We start from the raw sequence: 15,799 nt of genomic DNA on the forward strand, positions 1-15,799 counted from the left end.
TCTATTTTATAATAAATAACCAATTACTGTGCCAAGTTTCTTTTTTAGGTTGTATAAAAATCATATTTAAATTGTATTTTAGCAGTAAATACGGATGTTTATGAATGTTAAATATATTTTTGGATTATGCATATTATTCATGTTTTCTTGTTCGAAAAAAGTTGATTCTTCATCTTTTTTTCAGAAAGTTAATGTGAAAACACTACATGAAGAACCGCTAAGCAGTAGGGCTATTTTAATAGATAATAATGTTTTATGGTATTCTGGGAATAATGGAAAATATGGCTCAATTAACTTAATTAATGATACTAAATATAACGGTTTTTTTATAACAGATTCATTAAAACCGGAGTTTAGAAGTATTGCTCATACAAATGAAAATATTTTTATTTTAAGTGTGGCAAATCCTGCTTTATTATTTAAAATAAATAAGAAGAGCAAAGACGTTAAATTAGTTTACGAAGAGAATCATAAAAAAGTCTTTTATGATAGTATGCAATTTTTAGACGATAAATTCGGAATCGCTATGGGAGATCCAATTGATAATTGTTTGAATATAATTTCTACAAATGATGGAGGTGAAAATTGGACAAAAATTCCATGTGAAAAACTTCCAAAAACAGCAGAAGGGGAAGCAGCTTTTGCAGCAAGTAATACTAATTTAATATTAAAAGGGAATAATGTTTTTATAGTTTCTGGTGGTTTAAAATCCAGAGTTTTTATAAGCAAAGATAAAGGCAATACTTGGAGCGTTAATAATACTCCAATTATTCAAGGTAAAGCAATGACAGGCATTTTTACAGCTGATTTTTACGATGACAAAATAGGAGTGATTGCAGGTGGTGATTATGAAAATCAAAATGATAATTCATCAAATAAAGCAATTACTATTGATGGTGGAAAAACATGGAGATTAATTGCACAAAACGAGGGTTTTGGTTATGCTTCATGTATACAATTTGTGCCTGGAAAAAAAGGAAATGAAATGGTTTGTGTAGGAGGAACGGGTTTACATTATTCTCCTGATAGAGGTAAAACGTGGACAAAAATGCTTGATGATAAAGATTTATTAACTATTAGGTTTATCAATCAAAATTCAGCTATTGCAACAGGTAAAAACCGAATTATAAGATTAGATTTTCATTAAAAAAAAGAGCGACAGTTGTCGCTCTTTTTTTTACTTTTTTCCTCTAAACTGTTTCATTAATTTTCGATTAAATTCATCTTCTGCTTTTTTAAGTTTTATTATTTTTTTTGCAGAAATAACCATTTTAAGTTCCCTTATATATGTTTTCTTGGAATTATGAAGTTCGTCTTCAATAGTTTCAATTTGGTCAATTAAAGATGTTGCTTCTTTATCCGATAATTTTTCTAAACCACCATTTTCAAACTTATTTATAATAGAACGCATTTTTTTATGACGCAATTCAAATTGCTTTTCTTCATTTGCATTATAAATAGGCCAAAATTTTTGAGCTTCATCAGTTGATAAATCTAACTGTTCTGTAATATACGCAACTTTTAGCGCTTTTATTTTTTCTCTTTTCTCTTTGAAATCCTGACCAAAACTAATGGCAGTGAATAAAAGAAGTACTGATAATATTAATTTCTTTTTCATTTTTTATTCGTTTAAATAGTAGTCTAAATTTTGTGTGTCTAATAAATAAGCCTCAACATCTTCTTGGGAATTAACTGTAAGTGAATTTTCTAATTCTTTTATATCATCATCATTTAAATTTTCAATAATATCAAAATTCGTAAAATTAGATTGATACGACAAATAATTTTCAATATTAGAATTGTCTAAAGCAGGTGTTTTTATAGAATTAAAATAAGATGGTATAGCAATGGCTAATAATAACACTGCAGCTATACTAGAAACCCAAATTTGTTTACGATGAAACAAAGAAACAACTTTGGTTTCTTGAGCAGGAATTTTTTCTAAAATCCTTGCTTCAAATTTTTCAAAATAATCATCTGGTGTTTTAAATCCTGATTTTATTTTAGTTGTATTTAAATCAATGTTTTTCATATTGGTTAGACATTATTATTATAAAAAGGTTTAATTTGATTTTAATATTTCTTCAATTTTTTTCACAGCAATATGGTAACTAGCTTTTAAAGCTCCCACAGATGTATTTAAAATTTCAGACATTTCTTCATATTTTATTTCTTCAAAATATTTCATTTTAAAGACAAGTTGTTGTTTTTCAGGTAAAGTAGCTATTGCTTTTTGAAGTTGTAGTTCAATTTCACTTCCTTCAAAATATACATCACTTTCAAGTTTTATTAATTCTCTTTCTTGAACGGCTTCATTAGAAATTCCGCTTTTTTTAGCTTTTTGTTGCAGAAAAGTAAGCGATTCATTTGTAGCAATTCTATAAATCCATGAGTATAATTTGCTTTCTCCTTTAAATTTAGAAATATTAGTAAATACCTTTATAAAAGTATTCTGAAGAACATCATCAGAGTCATCGTGGTTTAAGACAATATTTCTTATGTGATAATACAAAGGTTTCTGATATAACTGCACTAACTTCTTAAACCCTTCATTTTGGGTTTTAGAATTGATTAATAATACAATTAAATCTTTATCGTCTTGCAACTTGTTTTTTATTTAAGACTAAAGATATAGAAAAAGGTTTAATTTGATTTTCTCTTTTTTTTAATTGATTAATACATTTGCAAATTCTACCTTTGAAAAAACTTATTATAATCATGGTAAAAACAGTAATTTTCGATATGGATGGTGTTATAGTTGACACTGAACCTGTTCATAAATATGCTTATTTTAAACATTTTGAAGAATTAAATATTGTTGTTACAGATGCAATTTACCATACATTGACAGGGAATTCTACACGTAATGTTTTTCAAAAATTAAAAAGTCAATTTAATTTAAATGAAGATGTTGAAGATTTAATTCAAAGAAAAAGAACCATTTTTAATGATACTTTTGATACTAAGGAAGATTTGTTTTTAATTGATGGAGTTGAGACTTTAATTAAAGATTTACATCTAAATAAAATCCAATTAATTGTCGCGTCATCTGCTTCAAAACTTACTATAAATAGAGTTTTCAATAGATTTAATTTACATCAATATTTTACTCATATTGTTTCAGGTGAAGATTTCCCTAAATCAAAACCACATCCTGCTATTTTTGAACATGCTGCAAGTTTATCTATAGCACCAAAAGAAAACTGTATTGTAATTGAAGACAGTACAAACGGTGTTCAAGCTGCAAATGCTGCGGGTATTTATTGCATTGGATATAATAGTATACATTCTAAATTTCAAGATTTATCAAATGCAGAAAAAGTTATTAATCATTTTAGTGAATTAAGCTTCAATACAATTCAAAATTGTAATTAGTATTTTTTTACTTTTTTATATTAAATTTATTTTACTGTCATAAATCCTCATTTTTTTCTTACTTTTAGTAAGAATTTAGATTTCATATCTATGAAATACAATGATTTGACAAAAAAGGAATTATTAGAAAAAATTAATAAGCAAGAGTCTGAAATAAATCGTTTTCGTTCATTGATTGAAGAAAATGATGGGGTAATAACGCTTATTGATGAAAATTTAAAAGTTCTTTTTAGAAGTCCTTCTTCTGCAAAAATAACGGGCTGGAACGATGCGGAATTTAATATTCTTCCACATGATGAATACATACACCCAGATTTCTTTGATTATACGCAACAAAAAATTAAAAAGGCATTAGAAAGTCCAAAAATTCCTATTCCAGTTTTATTTCAAGCAAAACACAAAAAGGGAAATTATATTTGGTTAGAAGGTGTAATTACAAACATGATTAAGGATAAAAACGTTGGAGGAATAATAGTTAACGTTAAAGATGTTACAGATAGAGAGAATATTTTAAAAGACTTAAAATCTAAAAATGAAAAATTTGATAAAATTGTAGCAACTTCACCCGGCCTTATTTTTTCTATGCGACAAAATAAAAATGGATCATTTAAATATACATATACAAGTAATGCAGTCAAAAATATTTATGGTTTTAATTTTGAGGAAATTGATGAAAACACAAATAAAATATATCGATTAATTCATCCAGATGATTTCTGGCCTTTAAGAGAAAATATTGAAGCTACAAGATCAAAATTAATTCCACTTAAATGTGAATATAGATATTATCACCCAACGAAAGGATTAATTTGGCATGAAGTAACTGCACTTCCAGAATTAGAACCCGAGGGAACTGTTATTTTTCACGGTATAATTACTGATATAACTGAGAGAATTGATGCTCAAAAAAAATTGGTTAAAGCCAATAGACTCTATTTATTTATTAGTAAAATAAATCTTATAATAGCGCATACAAGAAATGAGGAAGAGCTTTTTAAAAAAGCATGTGATATAGCTGTTAAGATTGGTAAATTTAAAATGGTTTGGATAGGACTGGTTGACGAAAAAACTAAAGATGTTTTACCCGTCATGGTATCAGGAATAAGTGATGGATATGTATCCAATATTAAAACAATTACAATTAATGATGTTCCTGAAGGGAGAGGGCCGGTAGGAACTTCAATTAGAGATAATAAATTTGTTATCAGCAATGATATTGTAAATGATCCAAAAATGCTTCCATGGAAAGAAAATGCATTAAAAAACGGATACTTATCTTTAATTTCACTTCCCATTAGAAAATTTGGAAAAGCAATTGGAAGTTTTTCTTTTTATGCTGACGAAAAAGATTTTTTTGATATTGAAGAAATTGCTTTATTAAAAGCAGCTACAAAAGAAGTATCATTTGCATTAGAAGTTTTTGAAAAAGAAGCTTTAAGAATTAATGCAGAAACTGAAGTTGTAGAAAGTGAAAAAAGATACCATACACTTACTGAAGTTTCTCCAGTTGGTATTTTTCGTACAGATGCTTTAGGAGTTGCAACCTATGTTAATACTAGATGGAACGAAATTTCTGGAGTAACTTTAAAAGAAATCAATACGTATGGCTGGATAAATTCAATTCATTTAGAAGATAGAGAAGGAGTTTTAAAACATTGGTCTGACTCTAAGACTTTAAATGATTTTTCTGTAGTTGAATATCGTTTTTTGCGTAAAGACGGAACTATTGTGTGGGTTATGGAAAATTCAATTCCTGAACGAAATTCTGAAGGTGAAATTGTAGGATATATTGGTACAACTACAGATATTACAGCATTAAAAAAAGTTGAAAAAAAGTTTATAGAGGCAAATAAAAAATTAGAATCAGTAATGGAAGCAATTCCAGATTTGCTTTTTGAAATTGATATTAATGGTTTAATACATAATTATCATTCACATAAAGATGATTTATTAGCTGCTCCTCCAAATGTTTTTTTAGGCAAAAAAATTAGCGAAGTATTACCTCCAGAGGTTTCTGAGATTTGTATGTCTGCTATTCAAGAAGCAAAAAAAACTGGTTTTTCTAAAGGAAAACAATATTCTTTAACTATCTCAAACGAAATCAAATGGTTTGAGCTTTCTATAGCACCAATGCTCGAAAAGGAAAATCACTTTGTTTGTTTATCCAGAGATATTACTATTTCTAAATTATCTAAAAATAGAATTAAAAGAAGTGAAGAAAGATACAAAGGGTTAATTGATAGTTTAGAAGTTGGGGTAGTTATACATTCAAGTGACTCTTCAATAATTTTAAGTAATAAAAAAGCTTCCCAGTTATTAGGTTTTAATGAAAATGAGTTAAAAGAAAAAAGATCGAATAATACGGAATGGAGTTTAGTATTTGAAAACGGTTTGTATTTGAAATCTGAAGATTTTCCAGTAAATAAAATTATAAAAACAAAACAGCCTATTAAAAATTTTACTATAGGAATTAAAAGAGATTCTATAGAAGAAATAACTTGGGCTTTAGTAAATGGTTTTCCAGTTTTAGATGAGGATAAAAACATTATTGAAGTAATTATAAGTTTTATAGATATATCTGAACGTAAACTTATGGAAATTGAAATTTTAAAAAGAACTGAAGACGCTGAAACAGCAAACAAAGCAAAATCTGATTTTATTGCAAATATGAGTCATGAAATAAGGACTCCTTTAAATGGTATAATAGGTTTTACAAATTTATTAATGGATTCTTCACTAAACAAGGATCAATTAGAGTATATGACAACCGTTAATGAATCTGCAGTTTCGTTGACGAAAATTGTTAATGATATTTTAGATTTATCAAAAATTGAATCAGGAAAATTTGATTTATATCTAGAAAATGTAAATCTATATCAGTTAACAAACCAAGTTATTGATTTGTTTAAATTTCAAGCAATTCAAAAAGGAATTAAACTTTCTTTAGATTTTGATAAAAATATTCCTCAAATTATAAAAGCTGATTCTATCCGTTTAAAACAAATACTAGTAAATTTATTGAGTAATGCTTTAAAATTTACAAGTTTTGGAGAAGTTAGTTTAGATGTTTACGTTGTTCCATTAAAAAGTAAAAAGTATATTAAAATATATTTTTCTGTAAAAGATTCTGGAAAAGGAATTCGTGAAGAAAATTATGAAAAAATATTTAAATCATTTATTCAAGAAGACAATTCAACAAGTAGAACGTTTTCAGGTACAGGACTTGGTTTAAGTATTTCAAATCATTTACTTTCATTAATGGGAACCAAATTACAATTAAAAAGTAAAATAGGAGAGGGTAGTGACTTTAGTTTTGAAGTTAAATTTTTAAAAGCACCAATAGAAGAAATTAGTGAAATACAAAATGAAAAACTCCAACCTAAAAAAACAGTATTTCCAAATAATGATTTAACTGTTAAGAAAATTTTAATTGTAGAAGATAATAATATAAATATGCTCTTGGCAAAAAAACTAGTTAAAAAAATTATTCCAACAAGTGTTATTTTTGAAGCTAAAGAAGGAAATGAAGCAATTCAAATGTGTAATACAGAATTACCTGATCTTATATTAATGGATATTCAAATGCCACATGTTAATGGATATGATGCTACAATTGAAATTAGAAAAATGAATGGAGCTGAAAATATCCCTATAATTGCAATAACAGCAGGGATTTTAAAAGGAGAAAAAGAAAAATGTTTTGAAGTAGGAATGAATGATTATTTATCAAAACCAATTATAATTTCAGATTTAGAAACAAAATTAAAAAAATGGCTTTATAATTAGTTATCAATCGCTAAAGCTGCTTTATATGTTTTTAAACAAAGTACTTTTGCTTTTTTCTAAATCTACAATTGGATAAGGATAATCTATTCCTAATTTAAAATTATATAATCCTTGCTCAATTATTGTTAATTTCCATGGTTGGTGAATAAGTTCCTTCGGAATCATTGCTAATTCAGTAACCCATTTTTTAATGAAAATTCCTTCTTCATCATGCTCTATTGAATTTTTAACAGGATTATAAACTCTCAACGTATTAACTCCTGTAACACCAGCTTGCATTTGTAATTGAGGATAATGAATTCCAGGCTCAAAATCTAAGAATTGTTTGGCTAAATGTGGAGAGCAATTTTGCCATGGTTGCCATAAATTATGTGTGTAAAAAGAGACAACTAGAGCTCGCATTCTAAAATTTAAATATCCAGTTGTTTTTAAACAGCGCATACAAGCATCAACAATAGGAATTCCTGTTTTACCTTCTGTCCATGATTTATGATAAAAAGCATTTATAGGTTGTTCTATGTGTAGATAGCTTTTATTTACTGCAATAAATTCCATACTGCTTTCCATTTCAAATTTTTGAATAAAATGAGCTTGCCATCGAAGTCGTGAAACAAAATTGGTAATTTGTTTTTTATAATTTCCTTTTTGTGAATTTTCCCATGCTTCATTATAAACTTGTCTAATAGATAAGTTGCCCCATGTAATATAAGGAGATAAACGACTACAACCCATTCGAGCTTTTTCAGGTTTTGAAATATGCTTAGAATAATTTGCAACCCGCTCGTTAAAAAAGGAATTTAAATATCGCAAAGCTGTTGGTGTTCCGCCTTTTTGAAAAGGTGAACTCATGTCAGTTCTTAAAGAAGGCTTGTCAAATTGGTTTTCAATTTCTTCCATATCTTTGTATTTTATAAACGTTCGACCATTTGCCTCAAACGGAAAACAATCTTTATTCATATAATCACACCAGTCTTCTTTCCAGGTTTTTCTGTTTTTAATTCCTCTTATAACTCCATTATTAATACTCTCCTTCCATGGAATTTTATATTTATTTAAAAAGGCCGCAATTTGTTTATCTCTATCATAAGTTATTTTTATTCCTGTTTCCTGATGAGAATAAATAGCATGAATTGAAATGAGCTTATTTAATTTTTTAAAAACATCAAGAGCTTCATCTTGAACAATTAATATCTGAGTATGATAAGGTAAAAGTTCTTTTTGAAGGCTTTCTAATGATTGTTTAATGAAATCAAAATGTCTTTGGCTGTAATGATTATCTTTAAGTAGTGAAGGCTCAAAAATATAAAGAAGCAGTGTTTTTCGACCAGATGAAATAGCATTAAAAAGCGCTTCATTATCGGTTAAACGCAAATCTCTCTTAAGCCAAACTATATTCATTATTTATTTTCAGATTTAAATTGCTTTATCCAAGAGCTTCTTTATATGTTTTTAAACAAAGTGCTCTAGCTTCTTTGTGATCAACTATTGGTTTTGGATAATGAAGTGTTTCTAACTCAGGAATCCATTTTTTTATATATTTCAAATCTTTATCAAATTTTTTAATTTGCTCTGTCGGATTGAAAATTCTAAAATATGGTGCTGCATCAACACCTGAACCAGCAGCCCATTGCCAATTTCCAACATTACTCGATTGTTCATAATCTAAAAGTTTTTGAGCAAAATACGTTTCACCCCATTTCCAATCGATTAATAAATGTTTGCATAAAAAACTAGCAACAACCATTCTCACACGGTTATGCATGTGTCCAGTTTTGTTTAATTCTCGCATTCCTGCATCTACCATTGGATAACCCGTTTTTCCATCACACCATTTTTGAAATAATTCTTCATTATTTTTCCATTGTACAGCATCGTATTTTGGTCTAAAACTTGAGTTTACAGTATGTGGAAAATGCCATAAAATTTGCATAAAAAACTCTCTCCAAATTAATTCTTTCAAAAAAGTTTCATTCTGAAAACTTGCAGCATGATTGACCATTTTTCGAATAGAAACAGCCCCAAAACGCAAATGTGTTCCAAGCATTGATGTTCCGTTTAAAGAGGGGAAATTTCGAGTTTCTTCATAATTTGAAATCACTTTTTCACTAATATTAAAAGGTACTACTCTTATATCTGAAACTTCAAAACCAATATCCTTTAAGCTTAAAAAAGGGTAGGAGTGTTGTGTTATTTTATTTAATTTATCTTCAGAATTATAAGTAACTAATTTTATTTTGGCAAAAGCTTCTTTCCATTTATTTGAAAATGGAGTGTAAACAACATAAGGAGTTCCATCGCTTTTTACAATTTCACTTTTTTCAAATATTACTTGATCTTTACAGGTTTTAAAATCAATATTGTTTTCTTTAAACAATTGATTCATTTCCTTATCGCGCTTTCTAGCATAAGGTTCATAATCGTGATTGGTATAAACCGTTTTAATTTTATTTTCTTCAATTAATTTTTCGAAAATAGCTTTAGGTTGACCATAAAAAACAGCTAACTGCTTTCCGTTTTCTTGAAGTTTATTTTGAATGTTTGATAATAATTCATGAATAAAATTTACACGAGCATCATCTTTTGGTAATTCAGATAAAATTTTATCATCAAAAATAAAAATAGGAAGTAATTCATTATCATCATTCAAAGCATGAAATAATCCAACATTATCTTCTAACCGTAAATCTCTTCTGAACCAAAATATATTCATAACATTAAAACCTTTTAATCATTTAAATTCCTAATTTTAAGCTAAGAGAACTTATCCATTAACCAATAAAGTAGACATTCCGCCATCAACGTGTAATACTTGGCCACTCATCCAACTACTATTATCACTTAATAAAAAAATTGCCATTTGTGCAATGTCTTTTGGCTGTCCAAATCTTTTTAAAGGATGTCTTTCAGAAGATTTTTCTTTTTTGACATCGTTATTTAAGAATTTATCGGCTAAAGGGGTATCCGTTAATGATGGAGCGATAACGTTGATTCTGATTTTTGGAGCATATTCAGCAGCTAACGCTTTAGCAAAACCTTCAATTGCACCCTTAGAAGCTGCAACACTAGTATGAAATGGCATTCCCATACTTGCAGCCACGCTACTAAATAAAACTATGCTTGATTGATATGAAGCAGTTAAATTAGGCAAAACAGCTTGAACAACCTTTACTAGGCCAATAAAATTGATATGTAAATCATTTTCAAAAGTTTCTATTTTTAATCCTTTAAAAGGTCTTAAATTGATACTTCCAGGTAGATAAACTAATCCGTCAATAACTTCTGGTAATTGTGATGTATCTAAAGTATCTGAAGACGCATCAAACGGAATGTGAGTAACGTTTAATTTAGTCAATTCTTCATTAGTTCTAGATGCTACAAATACGTTGTTATTGTTTTGAAGCTCTTTAGCTATTGCTAATCCAATTCCATATGAACCTCCAATTAATAATATGTTTTTCATAATATGACTATTTAAAATTTTATTTAAATTCTCCAAATAATTCAATTAATTTTTTCCTTCTGTATTCAAAGATTTCATTCAATTTTGGTTGAACAATAATGGGTTGAACCATCTGACCTAAAAATCCCAGAGGAACTTTATAGTCAATTATATCTTCCATTTCTACACCACCATCAATTTCCTTTAAAAAATGCTTATGGTGCCAAAGCGAATAAGGCCCAAAACGTTGCTCATCTACAAAAAACTTTTTATCAACGACATGAGTTATTTCTGTTATCCATTTGGTTTTTATACCTAAAACAGGTGTTACAATATATTGTATTAATTGTCCTGGGTACATAGGCTTATCTGCTCCAGAAAGAATTTCAAATCCCATATAATCAGGTGTTATTGTTTTTAAATTCCTTGGATTTGATAGAAAATCCCAAGCTTTATCTAAAGAAATAGGTAAATTTTGTTTTGAATGGAAGGTATATATCTTCATCTTTTTTTTGTAAAGATAAGTATTGTTTAACTTTAATTAAAAATAATTAAACAAAATTTTTATTTTTTTTGATTATATTAACATTTAACAATAAAGAAATTGTTATTTTCGTAAAAATTAAAACCAAAAAAAATGAAAAAAATATTAATAGTTGCTTTCCTAATGGCTGGAATTTCAATTACAGCACAAGTAAAAACACCTCAAGCTAGTCCGTCTTCAAAAATTGAACAAGTTGTTGGCTTAACCAATGTTCAAGTTGAATATTCTCGCCCAAGTGCAAAAGGAAGAACAGTTTATGGTGAATTAGTTCCTTATGGAAAGTATTGGCGAACAGGTGCAAACGAAAATACAATAGTAACTTTTAGTGAAAATGTAAAATTTGGCACTACCGAATTAAAAAAAGGTAAGTATGCTTTATTTACACTACCAAAAGCAGACAGCTGGGATGTTATTTTTTATTCAGACACTAACAACTGGGGATTACCTGAAGTATGGGATGATAAAAAAGTAGCTTTAAAAGTTAATGTTAAACCAGAAACTTTAAATAAATCAGTTGAATCTTTTACAATTTCATTAAATAATTTAACTAATGATTCAGGGGCTTTAGAAATTTCTTGGGAGCGTACAATTGTTTCGGTACCTTTTACTGTTCCTACGCAAGAAATTGCTATGAATAGTATTGAAAAAGCATTAGCAGGTCCTTCTGTTGGAGATTACTTTTCTGCAGCAAAATATTATTACGATTCTGATAAAGAATTAAATAAAGCTTTATTGTGGATTAATAATGCAATTTCACTTACTCCATCTGATAAAGATGTTCCTTTTTGGTATTTAAGGTTAAAATCACTTGTTCAGGCTAAATTAGGTGATAAAAAAGGAGCAATTCAAACGGCTAAGTTTTCTTTAGATGGAGCTATAAAAGCAGGAAATAAAGATTACGAAAAAATGAATAGTGATAGTATTAAAGAATGGTCTAAATAGTTATTCTTTTTTTAAAATATTTAATAAAGCTGATTCTTCAAACGGAATCAGCTTTATTTTTTTAAGTAAATATCCATTATAGCCAAATAAATTTTTAAATTTGCTAAATCAACATAACTACAAATGAGTCAAAAAGTATTGCTAACTGCAAAAGAAGTCAATATCATTCTACATCGTTTGGCTTGCCAATTAATAGAAAATCATTTAGATTTTTCAAATACCATTTTAATAGGAATTCAACCAAGAGGTAAATATCTAGCTCAAAGGTTAGCTTTACTTTTAAAAGAAGAATATAACATAAAATCTATTCAAGTAGGTTATTTAGATATTACTTTTTTTAGAGATGACTTTAGAAGAGGTAATAAAACATTGGAAGCTAATAAAACCGAAATTGATTTTGTAGTTGAAGATAAAAAAGTAGTTTTTATTGATGATGTTCTTTATACCGGTAGAAGTATAAGAGCTGCATTAACTGCAATTCAGTCATTTGGAAGACCTTCAGAAATAGAACTTTTAACTTTGATAGACAGACGATTTAGTCGCCATTTACCAATACAACCTGATTATAGAGGACGACAAGTAGATGCAATTAATAATGAAAAGGTAATTGTAAAGTGGAAAGAAAATGAAGGTGAAGATTTGGTTTTAATCGAAGTAATAAAATAAGAATACAACAACACACAACATAAATGAAAACTTTATCTGTAAATCATTTAATAGGAATTAAATACATCACAAAAGATGATATTGATTTAATTTTTGAAACTGCCGATCATTTTAAAGAAGTAATTAACAGACCTATTAAGAAAGTTCCTTCACTAAGAGATATTACAATTGCTAATATTTTTTTCGAAAATAGTACACGAACAAAATTATCTTTCGAATTAGCTCAAAAAAGACTTTCTGCAGATGTTATTAGTTTTTCTGCAGCTCAATCTTCTGTTAAAAAAGGAGAAACTTTAATTGATACTGTAAATAACATTCTTTCTATGAAAGTAGATATGGTTGTAATGAGGCATAGTAATCCAGGAGCAGCTCATTTTTTATCTCAAAATGTAAAAGCAAGTATTATTAATGCTGGTGATGGTGCTCATGAACATCCTACACAAGCTTTATTAGATAGTTATACTATTAGAGAAAGTTTAGGTGATGTTGCTGGAAAAAAAGTGGTAATTGTTGGAGATATTTTACATTCTAGAGTAGCTTTATCAAATATTTTTGCACTTCAAATGCAAGGAGCAGAGGTAAAGGTTTGCGGGCCTAAAACATTATTACCAAAACATATTGAGTCTTTAGGAGTTAAAGTTGAACCAAACTTAAGAAAAGCACTTGAATGGGCAGATGTGGCAAACATGCTTCGTGTACAAAACGAACGATTAGATGTCAATTATTTTCCTTCTACAAGAGAATACGCTCAACAATATGGAGTTACAAAAGATTTATTAGATTCTTTAAATAAAGAAGTGGTTATAATGCATCCAGGACCTATTAATAGAGGAGTTGAAATTACGTCAGATGTTGCAGATTCTTCACAATCGGTTATTTTAAACCAAGTTGAAAATGGAGTTGCCATAAGAATGGCTGTTATTTACTTATTGGCTTCAAAAATTAAATAATTATTCATAAATTAGCTTTAATAGATAAAATAATATGAAAGTAGAACAAAAAGGGCATATAACGATTATTAGAGAGACTAAAGGTGATGTCATTGCTTTTGTTGAGAATATTTCTAATCAACATTCAACTTTTTCAAAACAAAACCTTATTTTAGATATAACTCATGATAGTTCTATTAAATTAGGTGATTTAAATATATTTAAAGAACTTTCAAAAAAACATCTTAAACTAAAAAAATCATTAGTCATTGTTGCAGAAAATATTGATTTTGATAAAGTTCCAAATTCAATTACTGTTGTTCCTTCTATATTAGAAGCACATGACATTATTGAAATGGATGAAATAGAACGTGATTTAGGATTTTAATATGGATATAAATTCAAAAAACAAAAGACTAAAAATAATAAGAACAATACTAATAGTTGGTTCTAGTCTTTTACTTATTTTGAATATTTACTGTTCCATAATTGGAAATAAAATTCATTTTTTTGGAATTCTAACTAACTGCGCTATTCTTTTTGGAGTTTTTTTAACTAACAAAAAGACTAATAAAATAAAATAAATTGAAACTTACAATATTGGGCTGTTATGCAGCTACTCCAAGAACCATAACTAATCCTACATCTCAAGTCCTTGAAATTAAAAATCAAATGTTTTTAATTGATTGTGGAGAAGGAACACAAGTACAACTCAGAAAACATAAAATTAAATTTTCGCGTATAAATAGAATTTTTATTTCTCATTTACACGGCGATCATTTTTATGGATTAATTGGATTAATTTCTACGTTTAGTTTATTAAATAGAGAAAACGATTTACATGTTTATGGACCAAAGGGAATTAAAGAAGTCATTTTATTGCAATTAAAACTATCCAACTCTTATACAGGTTATAATTTATATTTTCATGAATTAGAAAGCAACGAAAGTGTTTTAATTTATGAAGATGATAATGTAACAATTAAAACTATTCCATTAAAGCATAGAGTATATACAAATGGGTATTTATTTAAAGAAAAAAATACTCAAAGAAAACTTAATATATCTTCAATTGAAGAATATAATATTGAGAAGTGTTATTTTGCTAAAATTAAAAACGGAGGAAATATTGTTTTAGAGAATGGAACAGAAATTAAAAATGAAGACCTCACCTTTAATCCTATTAAAGAAAAAAGTTATGCCTTTTGTAGTGATACTCTTTTTGATGAAACAATTGTTCCAATGATTAAAGCTGTAGATGTTTTATACCACGAAACAACATTTTTAGAATCAGAAAGTCATTTAGCAACTAAAACAATGCATTCAACTGCAAAACAAGCTGCTTTAATCGCTAAAAAAGCAAATGTTGGTACTTTGTTAATGGGACATTATTCTACACGTTATGGCGACATTTCTTTATTTAAAGAAGAAGGAGAATCTATTTTTAAACCAATTCTTCTTGCCGATGATGGTAAAGAATTTAATTTTAGTTAAAGAATAAAAATTGTATTTGTAATTTTGTTGAACACTAGAATATAATTAATCATGAAAGATTTAGGAGAATACAGAAAATCATATGAAAAGAGCGAATTAATAGAGTCTTTAATCCCAGAAGATCCTATTAACTTATTTCATAAATGGTTTCATGAAGTAGAAGATTTTGGAGGTGTTGATGAAGTAAATGCTATGACTTTATCTACAATAGGCTTAGATGGTTTTCCAAAAGCTAGAGTAGTGCTTCTTAAAAAATACAATGAAGAAGGTTTTGTTTTCTTTACCAATTATAATTCTGAAAAGGGAAAGGCTATTTTAACTAATCCACATGTTTGTTTGTCATTTTTTTGGACGTCAATGGAACGCCAAGTAATAATTAAAGGTGTTGCTGAAAAGACTACTGATCTAGTTTCAGACAACTATTTTGATTCTCGTCCAGATGGGAGTAAACTAGGAGCACTTGTTTCAGCACAAAGTGAAGTGATACCTAACAGAGAATTTTTAGAAACTCAATTAAAAGTATTAGAAGAGAAATTTGAGGGTAAGCATATTCGAAGACCAGAGCATTGGGGAGGATTTATCATAAAACCTATTGAAGTTGAATTTTGGCAAGGTCGTCCAAAC

At 28.0% G+C, this 15,799-nt stretch carries 16 protein-coding genes; 9 read left to right on the forward strand and 7 right to left on the reverse strand.

Translation table 11 applies throughout. The annotated features are described in order from the left end of the window. Positions 1–193: 193 nt before the first annotated feature. Complete coding sequence (locus tag UXY25_RS09440; RefSeq protein WP_320815760.1) at positions 194–1,147, forward strand: oxidoreductase; 954 nt, start codon at positions 194–196, stop codon at positions 1,145–1,147. A gap of 30 nt (positions 1,148–1,177) precedes the next feature. Here the strand turns inward: UXY25_RS09440 and UXY25_RS09445 are convergent, their stop codons facing one another. From UXY25_RS09445 to UXY25_RS09455, 3 genes are read right to left on the reverse strand one after another with little or no spacing between them, the layout of a single operon-like run. Next, positions 1,178–1,618, reverse strand: coding sequence for a sensor of ECF-type sigma factor (locus tag UXY25_RS09445; RefSeq protein ID WP_320815761.1), 441 nt, complete (start codon positions 1,616–1,618; stop codon positions 1,178–1,180). Between the two features lie 3 nt (positions 1,619–1,621). Continuing rightward, a complete protein-coding gene (locus UXY25_RS09450; RefSeq protein WP_320815762.1) occupies positions 1,622–2,032 on the reverse strand; it encodes a hypothetical protein in 411 nt (136 codons plus the stop codon). Positions 2,033–2,062: 30 nt separating this feature from the next. Continuing rightward, positions 2,063–2,605: an RNA polymerase sigma factor gene (locus UXY25_RS09455; RefSeq protein WP_320815763.1), complete on the reverse strand. Its 543-nt coding sequence runs from the start codon at positions 2,603–2,605 to the stop codon at positions 2,063–2,065. 113 nt (positions 2,606–2,718) lie between these two features. Here UXY25_RS09455 and UXY25_RS09460 point away from each other — a divergent pair, with 113 nt between their 5' ends. Both UXY25_RS09460 and UXY25_RS09465 read left to right on the forward strand, forming a co-directional pair. Continuing rightward, positions 2,719–3,375, forward strand: coding sequence for an HAD family hydrolase (locus UXY25_RS09460; RefSeq protein ID WP_320815764.1), 657 nt, complete (start codon positions 2,719–2,721; stop codon positions 3,373–3,375). A gap of 90 nt (positions 3,376–3,465) precedes the next feature. After that, a complete protein-coding gene (locus UXY25_RS09465; RefSeq protein ID WP_320815765.1) occupies positions 3,466–7,161 on the forward strand; it encodes a PAS domain S-box protein in 3,696 nt (1,231 codons plus the stop codon). 21 nt (positions 7,162–7,182) lie between these two features. On the opposite strand, the gene UXY25_RS09470 is transcribed toward UXY25_RS09465, so the two are convergent. From UXY25_RS09470 to UXY25_RS09485, 4 genes are read right to left on the reverse strand one after another with little or no spacing between them, the layout of a single operon-like run. Further along, entirely contained in the window at positions 7,183–8,559 is a 1,377-nt protein-coding gene (locus UXY25_RS09470) for a deoxyribodipyrimidine photo-lyase (protein WP_320815766.1), read from the reverse strand. A gap of 25 nt (positions 8,560–8,584) precedes the next feature. Next, a complete protein-coding gene (locus tag UXY25_RS09475) occupies positions 8,585–9,871 on the reverse strand; it encodes a deoxyribodipyrimidine photo-lyase (protein ID WP_320815767.1) in 1,287 nt (428 codons plus the stop codon). A gap of 51 nt (positions 9,872–9,922) precedes the next feature. Continuing rightward, complete coding sequence (locus tag UXY25_RS09480) at positions 9,923–10,621, reverse strand: SDR family oxidoreductase (protein WP_320815768.1); 699 nt, start codon at positions 10,619–10,621, stop codon at positions 9,923–9,925. Between the two features lie 19 nt (positions 10,622–10,640). Next, positions 10,641–11,105 (reverse strand): SRPBCC family protein, encoded by a 465-nt coding sequence (locus UXY25_RS09485; RefSeq protein ID WP_320815769.1) that lies wholly within the window; start codon positions 11,103–11,105, stop codon positions 10,641–10,643. Between the two features lie 132 nt (positions 11,106–11,237). Between UXY25_RS09485 and UXY25_RS09490 the strand changes: the two genes are divergently transcribed. From UXY25_RS09490 to pdxH, 6 genes are all read left to right on the forward strand, one after another. After that, positions 11,238–12,086 carry a DUF2911 domain-containing protein gene (locus UXY25_RS09490; protein ID WP_320815770.1) on the forward strand — a complete coding sequence of 283 codons (849 nt, stop codon included), beginning with the start codon at positions 11,238–11,240 and terminating at the stop codon, positions 12,084–12,086. Positions 12,087–12,209: 123 nt separating this feature from the next. Beyond that, complete coding sequence (gene pyrR / locus UXY25_RS09495; RefSeq protein ID WP_320815771.1) at positions 12,210–12,752, forward strand: bifunctional pyr operon transcriptional regulator/uracil phosphoribosyltransferase PyrR; 543 nt, start codon at positions 12,210–12,212, stop codon at positions 12,750–12,752. Positions 12,753–12,775: 23 nt separating this feature from the next. After that, on the forward strand, positions 12,776–13,702 hold the full coding sequence (locus tag UXY25_RS09500) for an aspartate carbamoyltransferase catalytic subunit (protein WP_320815772.1): 927 nt from the start codon (positions 12,776–12,778) through the stop codon (positions 13,700–13,702). 34 nt (positions 13,703–13,736) lie between these two features. Further along, on the forward strand, positions 13,737–14,069 hold the full coding sequence (locus UXY25_RS09505; RefSeq protein WP_320815773.1) for a ribonuclease Z: 333 nt from the start codon (positions 13,737–13,739) through the stop codon (positions 14,067–14,069). A 197-nt stretch (positions 14,070–14,266) separates the two neighbouring features. After that, positions 14,267–15,175 carry a ribonuclease Z gene (locus tag UXY25_RS09510; protein ID WP_320815774.1) on the forward strand — a complete coding sequence of 303 codons (909 nt, stop codon included), beginning with the start codon at positions 14,267–14,269 and terminating at the stop codon, positions 15,173–15,175. Positions 15,176–15,226: 51 nt separating this feature from the next. After that, positions 15,227–15,799, forward strand: a 573-nt coding sequence (gene pdxH / locus UXY25_RS09515) for a pyridoxamine 5'-phosphate oxidase (RefSeq protein ID WP_320815775.1), incomplete at its 3' end; no start/stop codon positions are given.

The sequence above is a fragment of the Flavobacterium sp. genome, from assembly GCF_034111225.1.
Classification (GTDB): Bacteria; Bacteroidota; Bacteroidia; order Flavobacteriales; family Flavobacteriaceae; genus Flavobacterium.